The organism is Methylobacterium sp. DB0501 (assembly GCF_011043735.1).
Classification (GTDB): Bacteria; Pseudomonadota; Alphaproteobacteria; order Rhizobiales; family Beijerinckiaceae; genus Methylobacterium; species Methylobacterium alsaeris.
Window position 1 is genome coordinate 19,991 of the sequence record NZ_JAAKGV010000019.1, and the last position, 19,668, is coordinate 39,658.

General features: G+C 69.5%; 15 protein-coding genes. 5 read left to right on the plus strand and 10 right to left on the minus strand.

The features are described from left to right. Nucleotides 1-47 precede the first annotated feature (47 nt). Both G4G93_RS24820 and G4G93_RS24825 read right to left on the minus strand, forming a co-directional pair. Nucleotides 48-2,459 carry a hybrid sensor histidine kinase/response regulator gene (locus G4G93_RS24820; protein WP_060848546.1) on the minus strand — a complete coding sequence of 804 codons (2,412 nt, stop codon included), beginning with the start codon at nt 2,457-2,459 and terminating at the stop codon, nt 48-50. 117 nt (nt 2,460-2,576) lie between these two features. Beyond that, complete coding sequence (locus G4G93_RS24825; RefSeq protein ID WP_060848545.1) at nt 2,577-3,953, minus strand: deoxyribodipyrimidine photo-lyase; 1,377 nt, start codon at nt 3,951-3,953, stop codon at nt 2,577-2,579. A 199-nt stretch (nt 3,954-4,152) separates the two neighbouring features. Between G4G93_RS24825 and G4G93_RS24830 the strand changes: the two genes are divergently transcribed. After that, nucleotides 4,153-5,355, plus strand: coding sequence for a DUF2252 family protein (locus G4G93_RS24830; RefSeq protein WP_060848544.1), 1,203 nt, complete (start codon nt 4,153-4,155; stop codon nt 5,353-5,355). Between the two features lie 108 nt (nt 5,356-5,463). On the opposite strand, the gene G4G93_RS24835 is transcribed toward G4G93_RS24830, so the two are convergent. The 4 genes from G4G93_RS24835 to G4G93_RS24850 form a co-directional block, all read right to left on the minus strand. After that, entirely contained in the window at nt 5,464-6,078 is a 615-nt protein-coding gene (locus tag G4G93_RS24835; RefSeq protein WP_165088412.1) for a hypothetical protein, read from the minus strand. A gap of 50 nt (nt 6,079-6,128) precedes the next feature. After that, entirely contained in the window at nt 6,129-6,737 is a 609-nt protein-coding gene (locus tag G4G93_RS24840; protein ID WP_060848542.1) for a DUF1989 domain-containing protein, read from the minus strand. Then, the gene (gene gntA / locus G4G93_RS24845) at nt 6,727-7,431 is read right to left on the minus strand and encodes a guanitoxin biosynthesis heme-dependent pre-guanitoxin N-hydroxylase GntA (protein ID WP_060848541.1); all 705 of its coding nucleotides are present in this window, start codon (nt 7,429-7,431) and stop codon (nt 6,727-6,729) included. The genes G4G93_RS24840 and gntA overlap by 11 nt, the downstream gene beginning before the upstream one ends. Before the next feature lie 109 nt (nt 7,432-7,540). After that, nucleotides 7,541-8,425, minus strand: coding sequence for a type 1 glutamine amidotransferase (locus tag G4G93_RS24850; protein WP_060848540.1), 885 nt, complete (start codon nt 8,423-8,425; stop codon nt 7,541-7,543). Nucleotides 8,426-8,852: 427 nt separating this feature from the next. Between G4G93_RS24850 and G4G93_RS24855 the strand changes: the two genes are divergently transcribed. Together G4G93_RS24855 and G4G93_RS24860 are read left to right on the plus strand one after the other, a co-directional pair. Continuing rightward, entirely contained in the window at nt 8,853-9,296 is a 444-nt protein-coding gene (locus G4G93_RS24855; RefSeq protein ID WP_060849546.1) for a DMT family transporter, read from the plus strand. A gap of 205 nt (nt 9,297-9,501) precedes the next feature. After that, complete coding sequence (locus G4G93_RS24860; protein WP_060848538.1) at nt 9,502-10,509, plus strand: HWE histidine kinase domain-containing protein; 1,008 nt, start codon at nt 9,502-9,504, stop codon at nt 10,507-10,509. Between the two features lie 26 nt (nt 10,510-10,535). Here G4G93_RS24860 and G4G93_RS24865 read toward each other — a convergent pair whose 3' ends face one another. From G4G93_RS24865 to G4G93_RS24875, 3 genes are all read right to left on the minus strand, one after another. After that, complete coding sequence (locus G4G93_RS24865; protein ID WP_063920129.1) at nt 10,536-10,775, minus strand: DUF6894 family protein; 240 nt, start codon at nt 10,773-10,775, stop codon at nt 10,536-10,538. An 87-nt stretch (nt 10,776-10,862) separates the two neighbouring features. Next, entirely contained in the window at nt 10,863-13,088 is a 2,226-nt protein-coding gene (locus G4G93_RS24870; RefSeq protein WP_060848536.1) for a CHASE3 domain-containing protein, read from the minus strand. Between the two features lie 123 nt (nt 13,089-13,211). After that, the gene (locus G4G93_RS24875; protein ID WP_060848535.1) at nt 13,212-14,732 is read right to left on the minus strand and encodes a sensor domain-containing diguanylate cyclase; all 1,521 of its coding nucleotides are present in this window, start codon (nt 14,730-14,732) and stop codon (nt 13,212-13,214) included. Between the two features lie 375 nt (nt 14,733-15,107). Here G4G93_RS24875 and G4G93_RS24880 point away from each other — a divergent pair, with 375 nt between their 5' ends. Then, nucleotides 15,108-15,353 (plus strand): hypothetical protein, encoded by a 246-nt coding sequence (locus G4G93_RS24880; RefSeq protein WP_060848534.1) that lies wholly within the window; start codon nt 15,108-15,110, stop codon nt 15,351-15,353. 194 nt (nt 15,354-15,547) lie between these two features. On the opposite strand, the gene G4G93_RS24885 is transcribed toward G4G93_RS24880, so the two are convergent. Beyond that, nucleotides 15,548-18,010, minus strand: coding sequence for a PAS domain-containing protein (locus G4G93_RS24885; RefSeq protein ID WP_060848533.1), 2,463 nt, complete (start codon nt 18,008-18,010; stop codon nt 15,548-15,550). Nucleotides 18,011-18,348: 338 nt separating this feature from the next. On the opposite strand from G4G93_RS24885, the gene G4G93_RS24890 reads away from it, so the two are divergent. Further along, nucleotides 18,349-19,524, plus strand: a complete 1,176-nt coding sequence (locus tag G4G93_RS24890) for a YihY/virulence factor BrkB family protein (RefSeq protein ID WP_060848532.1) — start codon at nt 18,349-18,351, stop codon at nt 19,522-19,524. Nucleotides 19,525-19,668 lie beyond the last annotated feature (144 nt).

Sequence of the window (19,668 nt, forward strand, 5' to 3'; positions counted from 1 at the left end):
CCGCCCGCGATGCAAGGCGTCAAAGCGCGCGTCCATACGGAAGCCGGTCATCGCGGCACCCGCGCCATGGCCCGCTGCAGGACGCGGGAGAGCTGCTCGGTCGAGTATGGCTTGTGCAGGAGCTCGAAGCCGTGGCTGCCTTCCCGGGCGAGCACGTGGCTGTAGCCGGAGGCAAGGACCACCGGCAGGCCCGGGCGCCTCCGCTGGACCTCGCGCGCGAGCTCGACCCCGTTCATGCCCGGCATCACCACGTCCGAGAACACCGCGTCGAACCCGCCGCAATCCTCCCCGAGCCGCTCCAGCGCCTCCGCGGCGTTGGCGGCCCAGGTCGTCCGGTAGCCGAGATCCTCCAGGATGCCGGTGGCGAAGCGGCCCACCTCGACGTTGTCCTCCACCACCAGCACCCGCTGGCCCGCACCGCCCGTGGCCGTCTCGACCTCGGCGGGGCCGGGCTCCTCGCCCACGCCGGGCGCGACCTCCGGCAGGTAGAGGGTGAACGTGCTGCCGCGCCCGGGTGTGCTGGCGACGTCGACGTCGCCGCCCGACTGCTTGGCGAACCCGAACACCTGGCTCAGCCCCAGACCCGTGCCCTTGCCGACCTCCTTGGTGGTGAAGAACGGCTCGAAGATGCGCGCGAGCGCCTCCACCGGGATGCCGCAGCCGGTGTCGGAAAGCGAGATGGCGGCGAAAGGGCCCCGGGCCTCCGCGTGGCCGCGGATGGCCGGCTTGTCGAGCCCGCAGGCGAGCCGCAAGGTCAGCGTGCCCTCGCCGTCCATGGCGTCGCGGGCGTTCACCGCCATGTTCACGAGCGCCGTCTCGAACTGGCTCACGTCCGCGTGGACGAAGCAGGCCGCCTCGGGCATCTCGGCGACGATGCGGATACGGGCGCCGGTGACCGAATCCAGCATCTCGACCACGCCTCGCAGGCGCTCGATGACGTCGAAGGTTTCCGGCCGGAGCGCCTGCCGGCGCGCGAAGGAGAGCAATTGTCCGGTGAGCTTCGCGGCCCGGGCGACGGTGTCGGAGACCGCGTCGAGGTAGCGGGCCTTGCGCGCCTCGGGAAGGTCAGGCCGGCGCAGGAAATCGACCGACGAGCGGATGATGGTGAGCAAGTTGTTGAAATCGTGCGCCACGCCGCCCGTCAACTGGCCGACGGCCTCCATCTTCTGGGATTGCCGCAGAGCCTCCTCCGCCTCGGCCAGCGCCGCCGCGCGCTCCTTCTCGGCGGTGACGTCGCGCCCGTAGGCATAGACGATGTTGCCCTCGGCCGCCGTGTGCCAGGAGATCCAGCGCGGCGTGCCGTCCCGGTGCGCGTAGCGGTTCTCGAAGGCCGTGAGGTCGTCGGCCGCGGCGGCGTAGGACAGGGCCGTGCGCGTGACGACGTCGTCCTCGGGCCAGATGAACTCCTGGAAGCTGCGCCCCACCACCTCGGCCGGGTCGTGGCCCAGGATGGCCTTCCAGGCCGGGTTCACCGCGCGGAACACCCCGTCGACGCCGACCACCACCAGCAGGTCGCGCGAGTTGCGCCAGACCCGGTCGTGCTCGGCCGTGCTCTCCGCGATGCGCCGCTCCAGCGCCTCCTCCCGGGCATGCTCTTCGGTGACGTCCTGCGCGATGCCGCCGAGGCGCTGCAGGCGGCCTTCCGCGTCGCGGATCGGGAAGCCGGTGTCGCGGATGTGCCGCACGGCCCCGTCGTCCGGCCGGACGATGCGGTACTCGACGGTACAGGTCTCGCCGGAGAGCAGGCGCGGCATGGCTGCGAAGGCACGCTCCCGGTCCTCCGGGTGCACCAGCGAGGCCCAGCGACCGAGGTCGCCCATCACCAGTTCGCGCCGGTCGCCCCAGACGCGCTCGTAGGCCGGGCTCAGGTACTCAAGCCGGCCGCCGTCCGGATCCGCGATCCAGAGCACGTCGGCCGAGTTCTCCGCGAAGCTGCGGAACCGCTCCTCGCTCTCGACCAAGCCGGAGGCGGCGCGCACGCGCCCCGTTGTCTCCTGCGCGACGTTCAGAACACCGGTGACCCGGCCCTCCGCGTCGGGGATCGGATTGAGGCCGTAGGTGAACCAGTTGTCCTCGGTCGTGCCGCTCCGGTCGAGGACGAGCCGCTGGTCCTGCACCTCCACGGCTTCGCCGCCGTCGAGCACCCGGGCGAACATCGGCCCGAGTTCGTGCCACGCCTCGGGGAAGACGTCCCGCGCCGGTCGGCCCAGTGCGCCGGGATGCTTGCCGCCGACGAGCGCCGACCAGGCGTCGTTGTAGAGGAGGAGGAGATCCGGTCCCCAGTACACCGCCATCGGGGTGGCGGCCCGGAGCATCGTACGAACCGTGACGGCCAGCTCCGCCGGCCACGCGGCGACAGGACCGAGTGCGTTCGCGTCCCAGTCGTGCTCCCGCATCCGGACGGCCATCTCGCCGTCGCCGGGAAAGGTGTTCGGGAAGGTCGCGAGCGAGCCTTGCATCCGGCGGGCGGGTCCGTGCGGGATCGTAATCGCTTATGTGCTTGAAACAGCGCGTCCGGTACAAGCCCGTCACCGAAACCGGTGCCGGCACGCCAAAGCGGATCCCCAGGAGCCCCGTCAGGAACGCTCGACGGCGGCGAGGCGCTCGACCTCGCGCACGTAGCCGTCGGCGTCGAACTTCTTGAGGGTCGCCGCTCCCAGCGAGCGCACGTTGCCGTAGACCGGGCGAGGACCCCAAGGCCGGTCGTGCAGGCCGAAGAGCCACGTCACGTTCGTGAAGGAGTTCGCGTCGCGTCCGTCGATGAAGAACTTGTTGTTGAGCCGCAGTGCCGTTTCGAACGCCCCCTCGGGCGAGGCCGACCACTCCAGGATCTTCTTGCCCCAGTACATGCGCATGTGGTTGTGCATGTACCCGGTCTCGCGCATCTCCATCATCGCCGCGTTCCAGTAACGGTCGTGCGTCAAACCCTGCTCGAACTGCTCGGCCGTGTAGAGGTAGGGGCGCCTGTCGCCTCGGTGCGCATCGAGCGTCTTGCGCGCCCAGGCGGGGACGGCCTCGTAGCTGTCGTAGTTGGGCTCGTAGAAGATGTGGTTCATCGCGAGCTCGCGCCGGACGACGAGCTCCTCCAGGTACGCCGTCTTGTCGTCCTCGCCTCCGGTCGCGGCGGCCTGCACCTTCAGTGCGATGGCCACCGGAGAGATCTGGCCGTAGTGCAGGTAGGGGCTCATGTGCGAGGCTGCCCCCGCCTCGGGTCGTCCGCGCACCTCTGCGTAGCGGTTGAAGCGGGCGTCCAGGTAGTGGCTCAGCGTCGCCTCGGCCTGCGCCGTGCCGCCCCTGAACCGGCGCACCGGGCGCACGCTCTGGTCCGCCTTCAGGCCGGCCACCAGCTTCGGAACGTCCGAGAGGTCGAGCGTGCTCTCGAAGCGCAGGTGATCGCCTCGATGCACGACCGGCCGCTCTTCGAGCGGCACGAGGTACTCGGGCAGGAGCCGGTGGATCTTGGGCCGCAGGGTGCGGGCGGCGACCTCGTGCTTTGGCGAGGCGGTCTCGACCGGCACGACGACCTCGCCTTCGACCTGCACCACGCGGCAAGGCGCCCGGGTGGCGAAGTCGGCGTAGAAGCGGCGCACCGGCTTCTGGTAGTTGCGGTCGCACACGACCAGGGCGGCGTCCACCGCGTAGAGCAGAGCCGTCTCGACCGGCGGCTGCCGTCGGGCGACATAGGCGATGCCGCGCTTGGCCAGCTCCGGCCCCACCTCGGCCATGCCCTCCAGCAAGAATGCCCAGTGGCGGGCGTTCGCTTCCGGGATGCCCTCGGCAAGCCCGTAGCAGACCAGCACCGGCAGCCCGAGCCTGTTGGCTTCCTCAACGGCGTGTTCCAGGGCCGGGTTGAAGCGGACGCGCTGGGACAGCCCCATCCAGTACAGGACGTAAGCGGCTCGCTCCCGCACGGGCATGTCGTTGAGGGGCTTGATGCGGGTCGGCTGGATCATGCGCGGCAAGGTTCCGGAAGCGCGGTGTGGGACGCGTCAGCCCCACCCACATAGGGCACGCCTCGTTCCATGACTGGTACGCACGAGCTGGCTCGGTAATCCACAGCGGAGACGAAACGACGCGTGTTGCCTACATGTTCTCGTGCGTTGAAGGGCGCGGCCAGGGAGCAGGGCCGCGCAATGTGCATGAGACGATAGGATGCCTAAAGCTCGAAGCCATGGTCCCGAGGAACGTGCGGCGGTGCTGGAGCGGCAGCGCCGGCTGAAGATGGCGAGGTCCGCCCACGCCTATGTCCGGGGCAACACCGTGCGGTTCTACGAGTGGTTGGACGGCTTGGCACGCGGCACCCTGCCGGAAGGTCCGCCGGTCTGGATCTGCGGCGATTGCCATCTCGGCAACCTGGGCCCGCTCGCCGACGCCGACGGGCACGTCGACATCCAGGTCCGCGACCTGGACCAGACGGTTGTCGGCAACCCGACACACGACCTCGTCCGGCTTGGGCTTTCGCTGGCGAGCGCGGCGCGGGGCTCCGACCTGCCGGGCGTGGTCACGGGGCGAATGCTGGAGGAGATGGTCCGCGGTTACGCGAAGGGGCTTGCCGGTCCCGAAGGAGATGAGGCGCCGCCGGAGCCCGACGTGGTGCGCACCGTGCGGCGACGGGCGCTCGGTCGGCGCTGGAAGCACCTCGCCCGCGAGCGCCTGAAGGACGTCGAACCCTCCATCCCGCTCGGACGCAAGTTCTGGGCGCTCGAAGACACGGAACGGGATGCCTTGAGCGACCTGTTCGAGGAGAAACAGGTACGCGGACTGATGCTGGCTCTGAATGGCCGCGGCGAAGAGGCCGACATCCGCCTGATCGACGCGGCATACTGGATGAAGGGCTGCTCCTCGCTCGGTTTCCTGCGCTACGCCGCGCTCGTGAGCATCGAGGAGGGCGGCAAGCGCGGCCTGGCGCTCGTCGACCTGAAGGAGGCGGTCGATCCCGCGGCGCCGGCGGCCCCGGGCGCGACGATGCCCGCCGACCCGGCCGAGCGGGTGGTGGCCGGCGCCCGGGCGCTGTCGCCGAACCTGGGCGAGCGCATGCTGCCCGTGCGGGTGCTGGACAAGCCCGTGGTGATGCGCGAGCTCGCACCGCAGGACCTCAAGCTGGACGTCGACCAGTTCACCCGCGAGGAAGCGGTGCGCGCGGCGCACTATCTCGCCTACGTCGTCGGCAAGGCGCATGGCCGCCAGATGGACGAGGCGACACGCTCAGGCTGGCGGTCGGAGGTCATGCGGGGCACGCAGGACGGCGAGCAAGCGCCCTCTTGGCTCTGGTCGAGCGTGGTCGAACTCGCCGGCCGGCACGAGGTCGGTTATCTGCAGCATTGCCGTCTCTACGCCGACCGGCAGGCCGCCTAAGAGCGCATCGAGCGTGACCTGGAGCGGGCGGTCAACAAGTCGTCGCGCCCGGGATGCAGCGTTCCAGCCCCCAAAGGCGACTGCACGTCTTAGGCGGTACCGCCGTGGTCATCGCGTGGACGGCCCGCCGAGGCCGTCCATGCCACCGCCTGGAGGAAGGCGTTCGCCGGCCTTATCGACCAGGACGCGCATGGGCCCGACCCTGACCGCGGAGGCGTCGGCGATTGCGAGGCGGCCGGCCGCCATGCTGTCGGCGGTGTCGCCGAGAAGCTTGCGGTCGGCTGGCTTGAAGGCCGCTGGGACCGCGATTCCTCGGTCGTGGGCGGTGACGAGGGCATCGTCGACCCGGCACTCGTCGCAGAAGGCTCCGTCCAGGACGTCGCGCGGCCGAACGTCCTTCCCGGGCGGCCACCCTGCGGCCGAAGGCCGGTTGAGGACGATCAGCGTCGCGAGGTCGCGTGTGGCGGGCTGCATCAACGCCTGGTCGGGTCCGGGAGTTATCGGGTGGCACAGGCCGTCCGCGACCGTGGGGGCGTCGTCCTGGATGCCGAGCCAGTCCCGCAGCCCGTGGCAACCGCCCTCGTGCTCGGGTACCACGTCGTCCCCGAGCGCCACCCCCCAGGGCACCCCGTCGACGTCCGTCATCACGACGAGGTTGCGGTTGCCGGCCTTCATCGTAGGCCGACGGGCATGCGCCTCCTGAGAGGGCTTCTCGTCGGACAAGGATCGTCGCCGACGCCTTCCAGGCAAGGCCGGCTCCGGGAACGGCGCCGCTAACGGGTGCCTCGCTCGATCCGGTAGTGGATCGGCTTGAAGCTGCCGTTGTTCGACTGCAGCGCCGAGCAGGCGGTGAGGCCGATGACGAGGTCGGTTTCGGCCTCGAAGGCGATGCGGTCCCCGGCCCGGCTGAGCGGCGGCTCGACCGTGATGACGCCCGTCTTGCCGTCCACCGGCACGTTCATGAAGCAGTTGAACGCCACCGGGATATGATCCGGAGCGACGCCGAACGGGGCAAGCGCGTGGGCGAGGTTGCCGAAGCAGCCCCGGTGCGGGTTCTCGTCGCCGTAGATGATGCGGAACGTGTCGGCCGAGCACGGCGTCAGCAGGAAGTCATGCCGGCCCACCGTGTCCTCGACGATGCGCAGGAGCACGTTCGAGCGGTTCGAGTAGAGCGGGTCGCCGGTCGTCAGGTAGATCCGGCTCGCGTAGTCGAGGGTGCGGCCGGACGAGATCACCTCGTCGAGGTCGTGGCGGTTGAAGGCCAGGAGATCCGCCACCTGCTCGCCGCGCGGGTCGATCACGGTCAGGCGGTCGCCCTTGTCGAGGGTGAACGCCACGCCGGAGCGCGGGGCGATCTCGTGGGTGGCGGCGTCAGCGCACATCGGCGCCTCCCGCGTTTGTGCCACGTGGGCGGAAAGGGCAGCGCCATTCCTCGCCGACGACCCGGCCGCTGTACTGGCGCGCCTCCGAGGTCTCGCCGTGCCGCGCCAGCATCGGGTTGACCGAGCCGGCGAGCACCTCGTCACGCTGCAGGATAGAGGAGCGCAGCTTCTCGTAGCGACCGGCCTCGCGCAGTTGCTCGAACTGGGCGTGCAGGTTGAAGACCAGGGCCGGCGAGGAGAACCGGCGCGCCGGCCGGCTGGCGTTCGAGTGCAGGCCGACGACGAAGAACGCCTCGCCGGCAAAGCTCAGCGAGAAGTGCGGGTTGTCCGGCTCCCGCGCCACGCGCTCGTCCCAGGGATGCCCGAGCCAGGCGTCCTTGTCGGCCAGCGACTGCACCCGATCCCAGAGGTGCCGTTCAAAGCCCTCCTCGTCGAGGTCGCCCGGACCCTCGAAGATGACGGCGAAGCTCTGGAAGAGGTCGGGTCGCTGCCGGTAACGCGCGGCGAAGGCCATCAGCGCGGGGTAGATGCGCATGTCGTCCCAGGCGGAAGTGATGTCGCGGGCGACCAGGACCCGCATCTGGCCCTTGGACAAGGCCGATTTGGCGCCGACGCACGGGAAACCCGCATCGCGGATGAAGGCGCGGAAAGCCTCGGCCCTCGGGTGGTGGGTGTCGTCTCGGGGTAGTTGCATGGGAACTGGGCACGCAAGTCACGAAGATGCACACGAAATCCGCACGGGACGCCGCGGATCCAGGCAACGACGTCGGCTCGGCCTCGTTCCGCGCGGTGTTCGGGCAGGGTCACTTACCCACAGCCAGGAGCCCTTCCCTTCCGAGCCGGGCAAGCGCCTCGATGAAGTTACGCATCTCGGCAAGCCTCAGGCGCTCGTCCGTGACCTGCTCGTCCAGGCCGAGGCGCCATGCAAGGTCCCGCCGCCCGGGCTCGCGGTGCATGGCGTCGATCTGGCCGGCGAATGCCTCGACGTCCTCATCGCCCCGGGCGAGGCCGGCTTCCACCAAGGTACCGGACTGCCGGCGCAGGGCCCCGGCCACCTCGTCGAGGCCGATCTCGGGATGGTACTGCACACCCCAGAACACGCCGCCCTCGAAGCGGATCTCGGCGGCTTGCACGGCCGTGACCCGGTTGCCGGCCAGCAGCGTCGCCCCGGGCGGCAAAGCCTCGACCTCGTCAGTGTGGATGGCGGGTGCGTCGTAGGAGGCGGGCCGGCCTGCCAGGAGCGGGTGCGTACGTCCCGCCTCGGTCGGCGTGATCCGCCGTGCGAACCCGGCCTCCGGGCTGCGCGCGTTCGGTCGTACGCTGCCGCCGGCGGCGACCGTCGCGACCTGCAGCCCGGCGCAAGAGCCGAAGGCCGGGGTGCCGGCGGCGAACACCGCCCGCATGAAGTCGACCGTGCGCCGCGTCTCGGGCGTCTCCTCGTAGAGATGCAGCGGCGAGCCGGTGAGGAACACCGCATCGTACCCGGTCAGGCTCGTTCCAGGTGGCAGCGCCGCGTTGGTGTCGGCCGGCTGGATGCGGTCGCAGGCGGCGCCCGGCGCGAGCTTGCGCAGGATGTCCAGGTAGGTCTCACCCGAGGAACGGCCTACGCTGTCGCGTCTCGCCTTGCGCGCCTCCGGGGTCTCGCTTTCGGCCACCAGGAAGCGGAACGACGGTTGTGCTGAATTCACGAGGTTGGCTCCCCTTCAGTTTCCGCGCGGCATCGGGAACCAAGGGCGCAGGGTGGCGACCCCTGCAGCGAAGCGGGCGTTCGAGATAGCGCCAAGGGTCTTCGCCGGGGCCCCCGCAGCCTTGGCTTGCATTTCTAAGGCAATCGGCCGGTCCAACAATGCGTCCGCCAAGGCCAGGGTAACTGACAAGGGCCCGTCAGCTAGCATCTCGTGCAGCCGCCGCATGTAAGGGCAACCCTGATCGTGCACGACCATCGTGACGCCTCCGCCTTCGATTGTTCCTCGGTCGCCTCCGACCCGAAGAACGCCGGCGACAACCGCTGGCATGTGGAAGTGTTTGCACGAGCGCCTGCGGCATCCTGATCCGGACGACGTACCCGCCGGGGTGACCCAAGTAGGGATGCCCTTTCCATTCCAGGGCTCCCGCATGTGGTATCTGTACGGCTTCGCCATGCTCGCCGGGCTCGCGAACGCGATCCAGCCCGGCCCGAACTCGACCTTGGCGAAGTCCTCCACGCAGCCGTTCTTCGCCGGTCTCGTTGTTGTCGTCGTCAGCGGGATCGTCCTGTTGGTTGCAGGCTTGGTCACCGGCCGGTTGAGCATGCCGAGTTACGAGCAGGCGGCACAGGTCCCGTGGTGGGCCTGGTGCGGTGGGATGCTCGGGGCCGTGATGACCCTCTCCCAGCTCTTCATCGCCCCGAAGCTCGGCGCGGCGCCGTTCCTGGGCACCCTGGTGACGGTGGGAGTCCTTGCCTCCATCGCGCTCGACCACTACGGCTTATTCGGCTTCGAGGTGCATCACGCTAGCATCTGGCGTGTCCTGGGCGGCGTCCTGATGGTGGCAGGCGTGGCGTTGGTCGCACTCTTCTGAGGCGGTGGCGCCGCCGCGATGTCCGAACAGGCCCGGCATCGCGGTGCCGCCAGGTCCATTCGCCAACGTCTCTAGCCCAGTCGGCGCTCATGTTCGCTGGTCGACCGGATGGTTAGATGCCCCGGCGACGCAGGGCGGCAACCTCGGGGGCATGTCAAAGTTTAACCGGCAGCCTCTTAGGTCGAGGCCGGTTCGGGAGGGGGCGTTGGGAGGCCAGGACACCGCGAGGAGGAAGCCGGATCCCCAGCTTCTGCAGGCCGCCGTCGAAGCCTCGGGCGAGGCCATCGTCATCACCTCTGCGGACCTCGATGAACCGGGACCACGCATCGAGTACGTGAATCCCGCCTTCACGCGCATGACCGGGTACGAAGCCGAGGAAGTCCTCGGCTTGTCGCCACGCCTCTTGCAAGGGCCCAGTACCGAGCGCACAGTCCTCGACCGCATGCGAGCAGCGCTGCGCGCGGGCGAGCCGTTCCAGGGCGAGGCGGTGAACTACCGCAAGGACGGTTCCCCATACGTCGTGGAGTGGTTGATCACCCCGGTTCGCGATGGGGACGGCCGTATCTCGCACTGGGTCTCGGTTCAGCGGGACGTCACCGAGCGGCGCCATGGCGAGGACCGCCAGGCGCTGATGGTGCGCGAGTTGCACCACCGGGTGAAGAACACGCTGGCCACCGTCCAGGCCGTGGTAAATGCCACGGCGCGGTCCTCGCTGACGGTCAACGAGTTCACCCAGGCGTTCACGGGCCGGATCGGCTCGCTCGCGAGAACCCACGCGCTGATCACCGAGGACCTCGCCCAGGCCGCCTCGTTCGAGGGTCTGCTGCGAGCTGAGCTCGACCCATATGACGAAAGGGGGCGCCTGACCCTGGATGGACCGAAGGTCGTGATGCCGTCGGAGCTCGCCGTACCGGTCGGCATGGCTCTGCACGAGTTGACCACAAACGCCCTTAAGCACGGGTCGCTCGGCGACCCGAACGGCCGAGTGCAGGTCACATGGTGGATCGAAGACGGACGTGCCGGCCGAGCGCTGCGCTGGGACTGGGCCGAGCACGACGGCCCCCCTGCCGCGCATCCCACCCGCGAGGGCTTCGGCCACCGCCTTCTCAATAAGGTACTGGCTACTCAGACCGGCGCCGAGGTGGACGTCGCCTTTGCGCCGGACGGGCTTCGGGTCTCCGTGCGAATGCCGCTTCCGAGCTCCGACGCCTAGTCGCACCGCGACGTCCAAGCCTTGGCCTAAGCCGCTTTCGCTGGCGCGTCGACGATGAGGTCGAGGCGCGTCACCAACGCCCCGCTCTCGTCCCTCACTTCCAGGTGCCAGCTGGAGCCGAGCGCGATGACGGCCGCGTGTTCGTCGATGATCGCACCGGCAAGCCTGATGCCCTCTCGTCGCGCGTCGTCCGGCCCACCGAGCACCGAGCCGACGTCGTCAGGCGAACTGCGCCCATCGAGCACGTTGAAGAAGTAGCGCGGCACGTCGTCCCCTTTGCGTATCACCGTTTCCCGGGGGCTTAACCTCTCGTCGCGCCGGACGCACGAACATGAGTGAACCTGAAGGGCGTCTCAGGCGCCGCGCCAGGGTCGCAGCGGGACGACATTGCCGCCTTCGGCGGCGGGATCGGCTGCTGTGCCGAGCACCTCGGCGACCTTGCGGGCGAGCTGCTCCCGCTTGAACGGCTTGCCGATGAGGTGCACCCCGTCGTCGAGGCGCCCATGGTGGACGATGCTGTTCTCGGTGTAGCCGGACATGAACAACACTCGCACGTCCGGCCGCACGGATCGCACCCGCTCCGCCACCTCCCGGCCCCGTACCGTGCCGGGCAGCACCACATCGGTCAGCAATAGATCGACCGACGCGGCGTTGGCACCGAATACCCGTAACGCCTCCTCCCCATCCGCGGCCTCCAGCACCCGGTACCCGAGGTCGGCGAGGATCGCGCAGGCGATCTCGCGCACCGCCGCCTCGTCCTCCACCACCAGCACGGTCCCCGAACCGCGCGGCAGGTCGACCGGTGCTGCGGCGCGTTGCACGGCGGCCGCGGCCCCGATGGCGCGCGGCAGGTAGAGTTTCACCGCCGTGCCCTCGCCAGGCTCAGAGTAGACCTTCACGTGGCCGCCAGACTGCTTCACGAAGCCGAACACCATCGCGAGCCCGAGCCCGGTGCCCTTGCCGTCCGGCTTGGTGGTGAAGAACGGCTCGAACACGCGCTTGACCACCTCGGGCGTCATGCCGTGCCCGGTGTCCGACACCGCGACCATCGTGTAGTCGCCCGACGTCACCTCGGCATGGTTCCGGGCATACGCCGCGTCCAGGACCACGTTACCGAGCTCGATGGTGAGGCGCCCGCCGCCAGGCATGGCGTCGCGCGCGTTCAACGCGAGGTTCAGCACCGCGCTCTCAAGCTGCGCCGGATCGGCCATCGCCGGCCACAGGCCCGCCGTCTCGACGTAGCGCACCTCGATGTGCTCGCCGAGCGTTCGCCGGAGAAGGGGCACCAGGTCCGGCATCGTCGCGGAGAGGTCGATGGCCGCGGGCGCCAGCGGCTGCTTGCGCGCGAATGCGAGGAGTTGCCCGGTTAGGGTCGCGCCTCGCTGGGCCGCCCAGGAGGCCCGCTCGATGCGCTGCTGCAGCTTGGGGTCGCCGTCGAGCTTGGCGCGGACGAATTCCAGGTTCCCGAGGATGACCTGCAGCAGGTTGTTGAAATCATGCGCGATGCCGCCGGTCAGCTGCCCGATGGCCTGCATCTTCTGTGCCTCGCGCAGCACACCCTCAGCCTGGGCACGCTTCGTCATGTCGGAGATGGTGAGCACGAAGCCGCCATCCGGCATCGGGGTACGACGGATCTCCAGATTGTGGCCGTCCGCGTTCTCCCGCTCGTAGGTGACCGCCTCGCGGGGATTCCGGCTGCCGTGGCGGACCTGGTCCTCGGTCTCCAGGGCGGGACGGCCCGGCTCGGCAGTGTGCTCGACGAAGGCGCCGTAGGCGGTGCCGGGGCGGACCATGGCCTTCGGCAGGTCGAGCAGGACCTGGAAGCACTCGTTCGAGTTCCTGAGCTTGCGGTCCGGCCCGAACACCGCGACGCCCTGGCTCAGGCTGTCGATGGTGGTGCGCAGGCGCAGGGCCAGGTCGCGCTGTTCCGCCTCGGTCCGGTGGGAACGCGACCACGCCTGGTTCAGGAGCCTCGCCGCCCAGAGCAGGGCCAGGGCCGCGAACGCTGCCCCGGCGATCACCAACGAGCGCACCCATCCCGCCCGGCTCTCGTTCTGGGCGAGGCGCCTGTCGAGAAGCCGCTGCTCCTCGGCGAGCACGCCCGACAGGATGCCCTCGGCCTCGCGCATGTGGCCGCGACCCTCGTCGGTGTTGACGATGCGCAGCGCCGTCTCGAACCCGCCGTCGCGGCGCGCCTGCACCGTCTGGGCGAGCTCTTCCAGCTTGTGCTGGACGGCCGGCGCGAGCGCGCGCACGCGCTCCTGTTGGGCGGGATTATCGGCCGTGAGCTTCTGGAGCTCGCCCTGGAGCAGGCCGAGGCGGTCGCGCGCGGCGTTGTAGGGACCCAGGTAATCGTCGCGGCCGGTGATCAGGTACCCACGTTGGCCGCGCTCGGCGTCCCTGAGCGCGATGGCGAGGTCCTTGGCGACGGCGAGCACCCGATAGCTGTGCTGCGACCATTCCCGGGCGTCGCGCGAGGCGTTCAGGCGCTCCCAGGTCACACCGCCGACGAGGGCGAAGATGGCCACCAGCACGCCGAAGACCAGCATGTTGGCGCGCGCGACGAGGTAGCGTGTCATGGTAGCGGTTTCGTGGACAACGGTGGGCGGAGGCCTGGACAGCGGGGAAGGCTTGCGCCGTCCGTCAACCGTCCGGCCTGTTCTCGCATGCGATTGCGGGATTGTTAGGGCCGAGCGCCGGTGTCAAGCCGCCTCGCCGAGGGGGTGCGGTGCGGGGGCCCGCCTGGCGACGCAGGTCCGGTTCCGGCCCGTGGCCTTCGCCTCGTAGAGCGCCGCGTCCGCGGCCTCGTACTGTGCCCCTGCACGCTCGAACGCCACGCCCGTCTCCGTCGCGAGGCCGACGCTGACCGTCACCGTGCCGGGTTCGATGCGGCCGGCCTCGACCGACAGCGACGCCACGGCGGCGTGCACTTTGTCGGCGACGCGCTCGGCACCGCTCTCATCGGTGTCGGGCAGAAGCACCACGAATTCCTCACCGCCGACCCGCGCCACGAGGTCGTCGGGGCGATGCACGCTCGCCGACAGGCAGCGCGCCAGCCCCTTCAGCACCGCGTCTCCAACCGCATGGCCGTGAAGGTCGTTGTAGCGCTTGAAGTGGTCGGCATCGACGACGAGGAGGGACAACGGCTTGCCCGTGCGGCGAGCACTCTTCCAGGCGTGCTCGAAGGTCCCTTCGAAACGCCGACGGTTGGGCAGCCCGGTCAGGGCATCGGTGAGCGACATCTGGGCGAGCTCCGCCTGCATCTCGGCGCGGCGGCGTAGCTCCCGCCCGAACAGGAGCGACAGGCAAGCGGTTAGGCCGCAGAGGACTACGACCACCGCGGTGATGACGGCGGCCTTGGCGCGCCATCCGGCCTCGATGTCGGCGGTCGCCAGGGCGACGTTGAGCACCAGCGGCAGGTCGCCAACCTGGGTGAAGGCGAAATGCCGCTCGACGCCGTCGCGCACCGAAGTCGCCACGAAGCTCCCGCGGCCCTCGCGCACGAAGCGCTCGAAGGTCGGCGCCCCCACGATGTTCACGCCGATGTCGGCCTCGTCGTACGGGTGGCGCATCAGCCGCGCACCGTCGCGAAGGTAGAGGTTTATGGCGCCGCCCTGCCCGAGGCCGATCCGGTCGAAGAGCCGGCTGAAATAGGCGAGCTGCAGGGTGCCAAGCACGATGCCTCCGAACGAGCCGTCCGGCTTGGCCAGGCGGCGGCTGAGGACGACCATGCGGGCGCCGGTCAGGCGCGAGACCAGCGGCTTGCTGATGTGCAAGCCGATGTCTGCGCGTGCCTTGTGGGCCTGGAAGTAGTCGCGGTCGGCGTAGTTTGCCTTACGTGCCGGCACCGCGTTCGCGTCGATCACGCTGTCGCCGTTTTCGTCGAGGACGAGCATCACGCCGATGTCGCGAGCGGTCGCGGCCCGGTCGAACAGGACGAGCTGGCGCATCTCCGGGCTCAGCGCCTCGACGCCCGGGACCCGCAGGTTGTCGACGACGGCCCGAAGGGAGAGGTCGATGACCTCGACGTTGCGGGCGATGTCGCGCTCGATGACCTGCAGCAGGTTCTGCGAGGTCTGCTCAGCCTTGTCCCAGGCGTCCCGCCTGAGGTCGAGCAGCATCAACGCGGAGACCAGGAGCATGCCCACGGGCGCGAGCACGCCCAAGGCGATCCAGGTACGGGTGGAGCCGAGCCGGCGCGCGAGGCGGGGCGGCAGGACCATCGTCGGACACTCCCAGGCAGACTTGTCGTTGCCTGGTTTATGTCACGCCAAACCTTACCGCAGCTTTCGAAGAAAGTCGTCCCTGGCCTCTTAACCGTATGGTGGCAAACTTGCGGTTAAAGCGATTCCGACAATCAGCGGGGTCCCGAAAGGCCGGATCGGGCGACCGGCCAAGGCAGGGATCTTCGAAGCGGACGTCATCACCCCGGGCAACACGCCGTTTGCAACAGTGTTGGCGTCGTCGTGGTCTTAGGATGCGCGACCGCAATTGGGACGCAGCCTGCACGAGAGCACATATCGGCCTGCGTAGCCGTACGCTGGCAACACGGTGCGGCTCCTCACGTTATAGGACCAACGACCCTCATGGGAGCTTCCATGTCGAACCCGTTCTTTGCCGCGTTCCTGCTTGCCCTGGAGGCTCAGAAGGTCATCGAGCTTCGCTTGGTGCGCATCGCCTGGGGCGGGGCCGAGGCGCAGGCCGAGATGGTGTCCATGGTTGGCGAGAAGGTCGTCGCCGCGATGGAGGCCGCCAATACTCTGATGACCGGTGGATCCCACGATGACGTCATCACCCGCTATCGGGATCTGGTTGCCGCCAACGTACGACGCCTGACGGCTTGAGCCTGGTGACGCGCATGGTCTTCCGCGGCACGAGCTTGCCCGTGACCGTGGTGCTGCCGCTTCCCTTTTGAGTTGTACCAGCTCTGGACGCAGGCTCTAGAGCGCGAGCCGGCGGCATGGTGCAAGCCGCCGACACGAAACGGCGTAGCGTCCGTACGGCGACTTCGTAACCCTCGTCATCCCGACGCACGGCCTCAGGCCGGAGTCCGTTTCCGCTGACGGGCCAGCACGCCGCGCAGCGCCCGCGCGACCTGTTCGGCCGAGTAGGGCTTGCGCACGAGCTCGAAGCCGTGCGCGTCATCACGCGCCAGCACGTCGCTGTACCCGGTGGTCAGGATCACCGGCAGGTCCGGATGGCTGGCCCGCAGCCGCCGCGCGAGCTCGACGCCACCGATGCCCGGCATCACCACGTCCGAGAACACGGCGTCGAACCGCGAAGGCATCCTTCCCATCTCGTCGAGTGCGGCTTCCGCGTTGTGCGCCCACACCGTCGTGTGCCCGAGATCCTCCAGGAGCTGCGTGCAGAAGCGCCCGACGTCGAGGTTGTCCTCCACCACCAGCACGGACAGGGCCCGTCCCCCGTCCTGCTCGCCGGCTTCGTCGTCGCCGTCCTCCTCGCTTTCCGGGGGTGGGCCGACATGGGGCAGGTAGAGCGTGAAGGTCGTGCCGCGGCCCACCTCGCTCGCCACGTCCACGTCGCCGCCCGACTGCTTGGCGAAACCGATCACCTGGCTCAGGCCCAATCCGGTTCCCTTCCCCACTTCCTTGGTGGTGAAGAACGGCTCGAAGATGCGGGCCAGCAATTCCGGCGCGATCCCGGCGCCCTCGTCCGAGACCCGTACGACGGCGAAGGGCCCGGGCGCACCGGCATGGCCGCGGATGGAGGGCAGTCCCTCGCCGCAGGTAAGCCCGAGCGTCAGCGTGCCCTCGCCGTCCATGGCGTCGCGGGCGTTCACGGCGAGGTTCACCAGCGCGGTCTCGAACTGGCTCGTATCGGCCCGAACGTGGCAGGGTTCGTCGGGCACCTCCGTCACGATGCGGATGCGCGCGCCGGTCACCGCGTTCAGCATCTCCGCGGTGGCCCGCACGCGTTCGCCGAGCTCGAACACCTCCGGCTTGAGGGCCTGGCGACGAGCGAAGGCGAGGAGCTGGCTGGTCAGCTTGGCGGCGCGGTCGACCGTGTCGGCTACGGCTTCCAGGTAGCGGGCGCGGCGCTCCTCCGGCAGGGTCGGCCGGCGCAGGAACTCGACCGAGGAGCGGATGATGGTCAGCAGGTTGTTGAAATCATGCGCGACGCCGCCGGTGAGCTGGCCCACCGCCTCCATCTTCTGGGCGTGGCGCAACGCCTCCTCGGCCCGCGCGAGCTGCTCCTGGCCGCGTACCCGTTCGGTGGCGTCGACGGCGTACTGGAAGGCGCCGATCCGCCGTCCCTGCGCGTCCCGCAGCGTCGTGAACCGGATCTCGTAGCAGGACCGCGACCGACCGGGGCCGCCGAACTCCTCGACGGTCACGAATTCCTCGCCGGCGAGCGCCCGCCCCCAGACCGAGCGGACAAGTTCCCGCTGCTTGGGAACGCCGTCCAGGAGGCCGAGGAGGTCGTCGCCGACCTTGGGCCGGGCACCGTACGTGGCCTCGAACCCGTCGGCGAAGGCGCGGTTCAAGGCCAGCACGCGGTAATCGGGGTCGAGTGCCGCAACCAGGGCGTCGGTCGTCTCGAACACGTCGGCCCAGAGCTTGCGCTGCGCGAGCGCTTCCTCGACCCGGCGTTCGAGCGTTGCGTTCATTTCGCGCAGCCGCTCCTCCGCGGCCTTGCGGTCGTGGACGTCCTCGACCACGCCGTACCAGCGGACGATGTCGCTGCCCTCGTTCCGGCGCGGCCGCGCACGGGCGCGCATCCAGCGGTACTCCCCGGTGGTCGCGACGCGGATGCGGTAGTCGACGTCCACCGGTTCGCCCGAACTCAGCGAGGCCGCGAAGGCCGTCATGGTCCCCGGCAGGTCATCGGGGTGCAGCGCCTTGGCCCAGCCCGCCCCGTCCGGTTCGCCGGCGGCTTGCCCGGTGAGTTCGAGCCAGCGGTTCGAGTACGAGGTGATGTTGCCGTGCGGGTCGCAGGTCCAGGGCACCTGAGGGTTGAGCTCGACGGTGTGCCGGAAATGGTCCTCGCTCTCGCGCAAGGCGGCCTCGCCGAGCACGCGGTCCGTTGTCTCGGCAGTGACGCAGAACAGGCCGTTGACGGCGCCGGTATCGCCGAGGACCGGCGAGTAGCTGAAGGACCACCAACTCCGCTCGGGTTCTCCCTCCCGCGAGAGGTCGAGCATGACATCCGTCATCTTCCGGCTCTCGCCGTCCATCGTGGCGTCGACCAGCGGCCCGATCTCGCCCCAGATGCTCGCCCACACCTCGCGGAAGGGCCGGCCGAGCGCGGTGGGCAGGCGGTAGCCGAGGATCGGCCGATAGGCGTCGTTGTAGAAGCAGAGCAGGTCCGGCCCCCAGGCGAGGAACATCGCCGTGGGACAGGAGAGCATCAGCGAAAGGGTCGAGCGCAGGGCCGTCGGCCAGGCTTCCGGAGGCCCGAGCGACGTCGTCGACCAATCGCGGGCGCGGATCTCCGCGCCGGTCACGCCCCCGGGCGGCAGGAACGCGAACGCGTCAGCCATTCCGTCCGCCAGCCTTCGCCGCGTCGCTCGTGGTCCTCAGACGGCCCCGGCCCGCCGGGGATGTCGCGCAACGGGAAGTCCTGCTTGGCATGGCGGTCGCGTCACCTGTCGGTTCTGCGTGGCAGGTCGGCCCTGGCCAGCCACGCTCGGTCGGTCCGGGCCCTAGATAGTGCGGGTTCGCGCGCACGCCCGCTCCCTCGGAGGCTGCGTCGTCGCGGTAGCCTGAACGTCGAACGGCCGGCGAGCACGATATCACCGGTCCGTCGGCACCAAAGCGTGTCCGTTGCCGTTGTTCAGATGCCCCAGGGCCGACCGTGAGCCCTGCGCCCCGGTGAGCCATGACGGATCAGCCTCCCTCGACGCCTCCTTCCGCTCGCCCAGAGCGGACCTCCCCGACCTTGTGGACCGCGTTCCTGGGCGTGGCCCTCGTCGGCTTGGTCGCCTTGCCGAAACGGCGCGGAGGCTCCTTGCCGGCAGCGTCGAGCCGTCCCGCGAAGGAGGACAGGAAGCTCGGCACCGAGGATGCGCCCGCCTCGCATGAGGGCGCCGCGGCCGAGCGCCTGGCGGAGGCCGAACCGGAGCGCGGGCGCAAGGCGGACACGCCCTCCGAGATCCCCGCCAAGGGCTGGAAGGATATCGCGCTCCGCCTCTACCAGGAGTTTTCCAACGACCGCATCCTCCTGGTCGCGGCGGGCGTGACCTTCTATGCCATCCTGGCCCTGTTCCCGGCCATCGCGGCGCTCGTCTCCATCTACGGCGCGGTGGCTGACCCAAGCACCATCAACCATCACCTGAACGACCTGCGCGGCATCTTGCCGGACGGGGCCATCGACATCGTAGGCGGGCAGGTGAAGCGGCTGGTCGACAAGGGCGACAAGGCGCTGGGCCTCACCGCGGTGATCAGCATCCTGATCTCGCTCTGGAGCGCGAACGGCGGGATGAAGGCGGTCTTCGACGCGCTCAACATCGCCTACGAGGAGAAGGAGAAGCGCTCCTTCGTGATGCTCAACCTGCAGTCGCTGGCATTCACCGTCGGGGCGCTGCTGTTCGTGGTGCTGGCGCTCACCGGCATCGTGGTCGTGCCGGCCGCGTTGCAGGTGCTCGGGCTCGACCAGAAGGCCTGGTACATCGCCCTGCTCCGGTTCCCTGCCCTGCTCGTCCTCGTCGTCGCCAGCCTGGCGGTGTTGTACCGCTTCGGCCCGAGCCGCCGGAAGCCCAGGTGGCGTTGGGTGACCTGGGGCAGCGCGGTGGCCGGCACCCTGTGGCTGGTCGCGTCGGGGCTGTTCTCCTGGTACGTGGCGAACTTCGGCAGCTACAACGAGACCTACGGCTCGCTGGGCGCGGCCATCGGCTTCATGACCTGGATCTGGCTGTCCACGACGGTGGTGCTGCTCGGGGCCGAGCTCAACGCCGAGATGGAGCACCAGACCGCCCGCGACACGACGGTCGGCGGCGACAAACCTCTCGGCGCGCGTCAGGCCCGGATGGCCGACACCGTCGCGGTATCCAACTGACCGCCGGCGACAGGAACGCCCGCGTGCGACGCGGCGTGGTGGGCGCAGGTTGCGTAAGCCTCTTGGGTCGGCCTACGCCTCGCCTCAAATGACGGGCAAGCGGCTCCCATCTTCCTCGGGCGCCCGCCTTATCCTCGAACACTC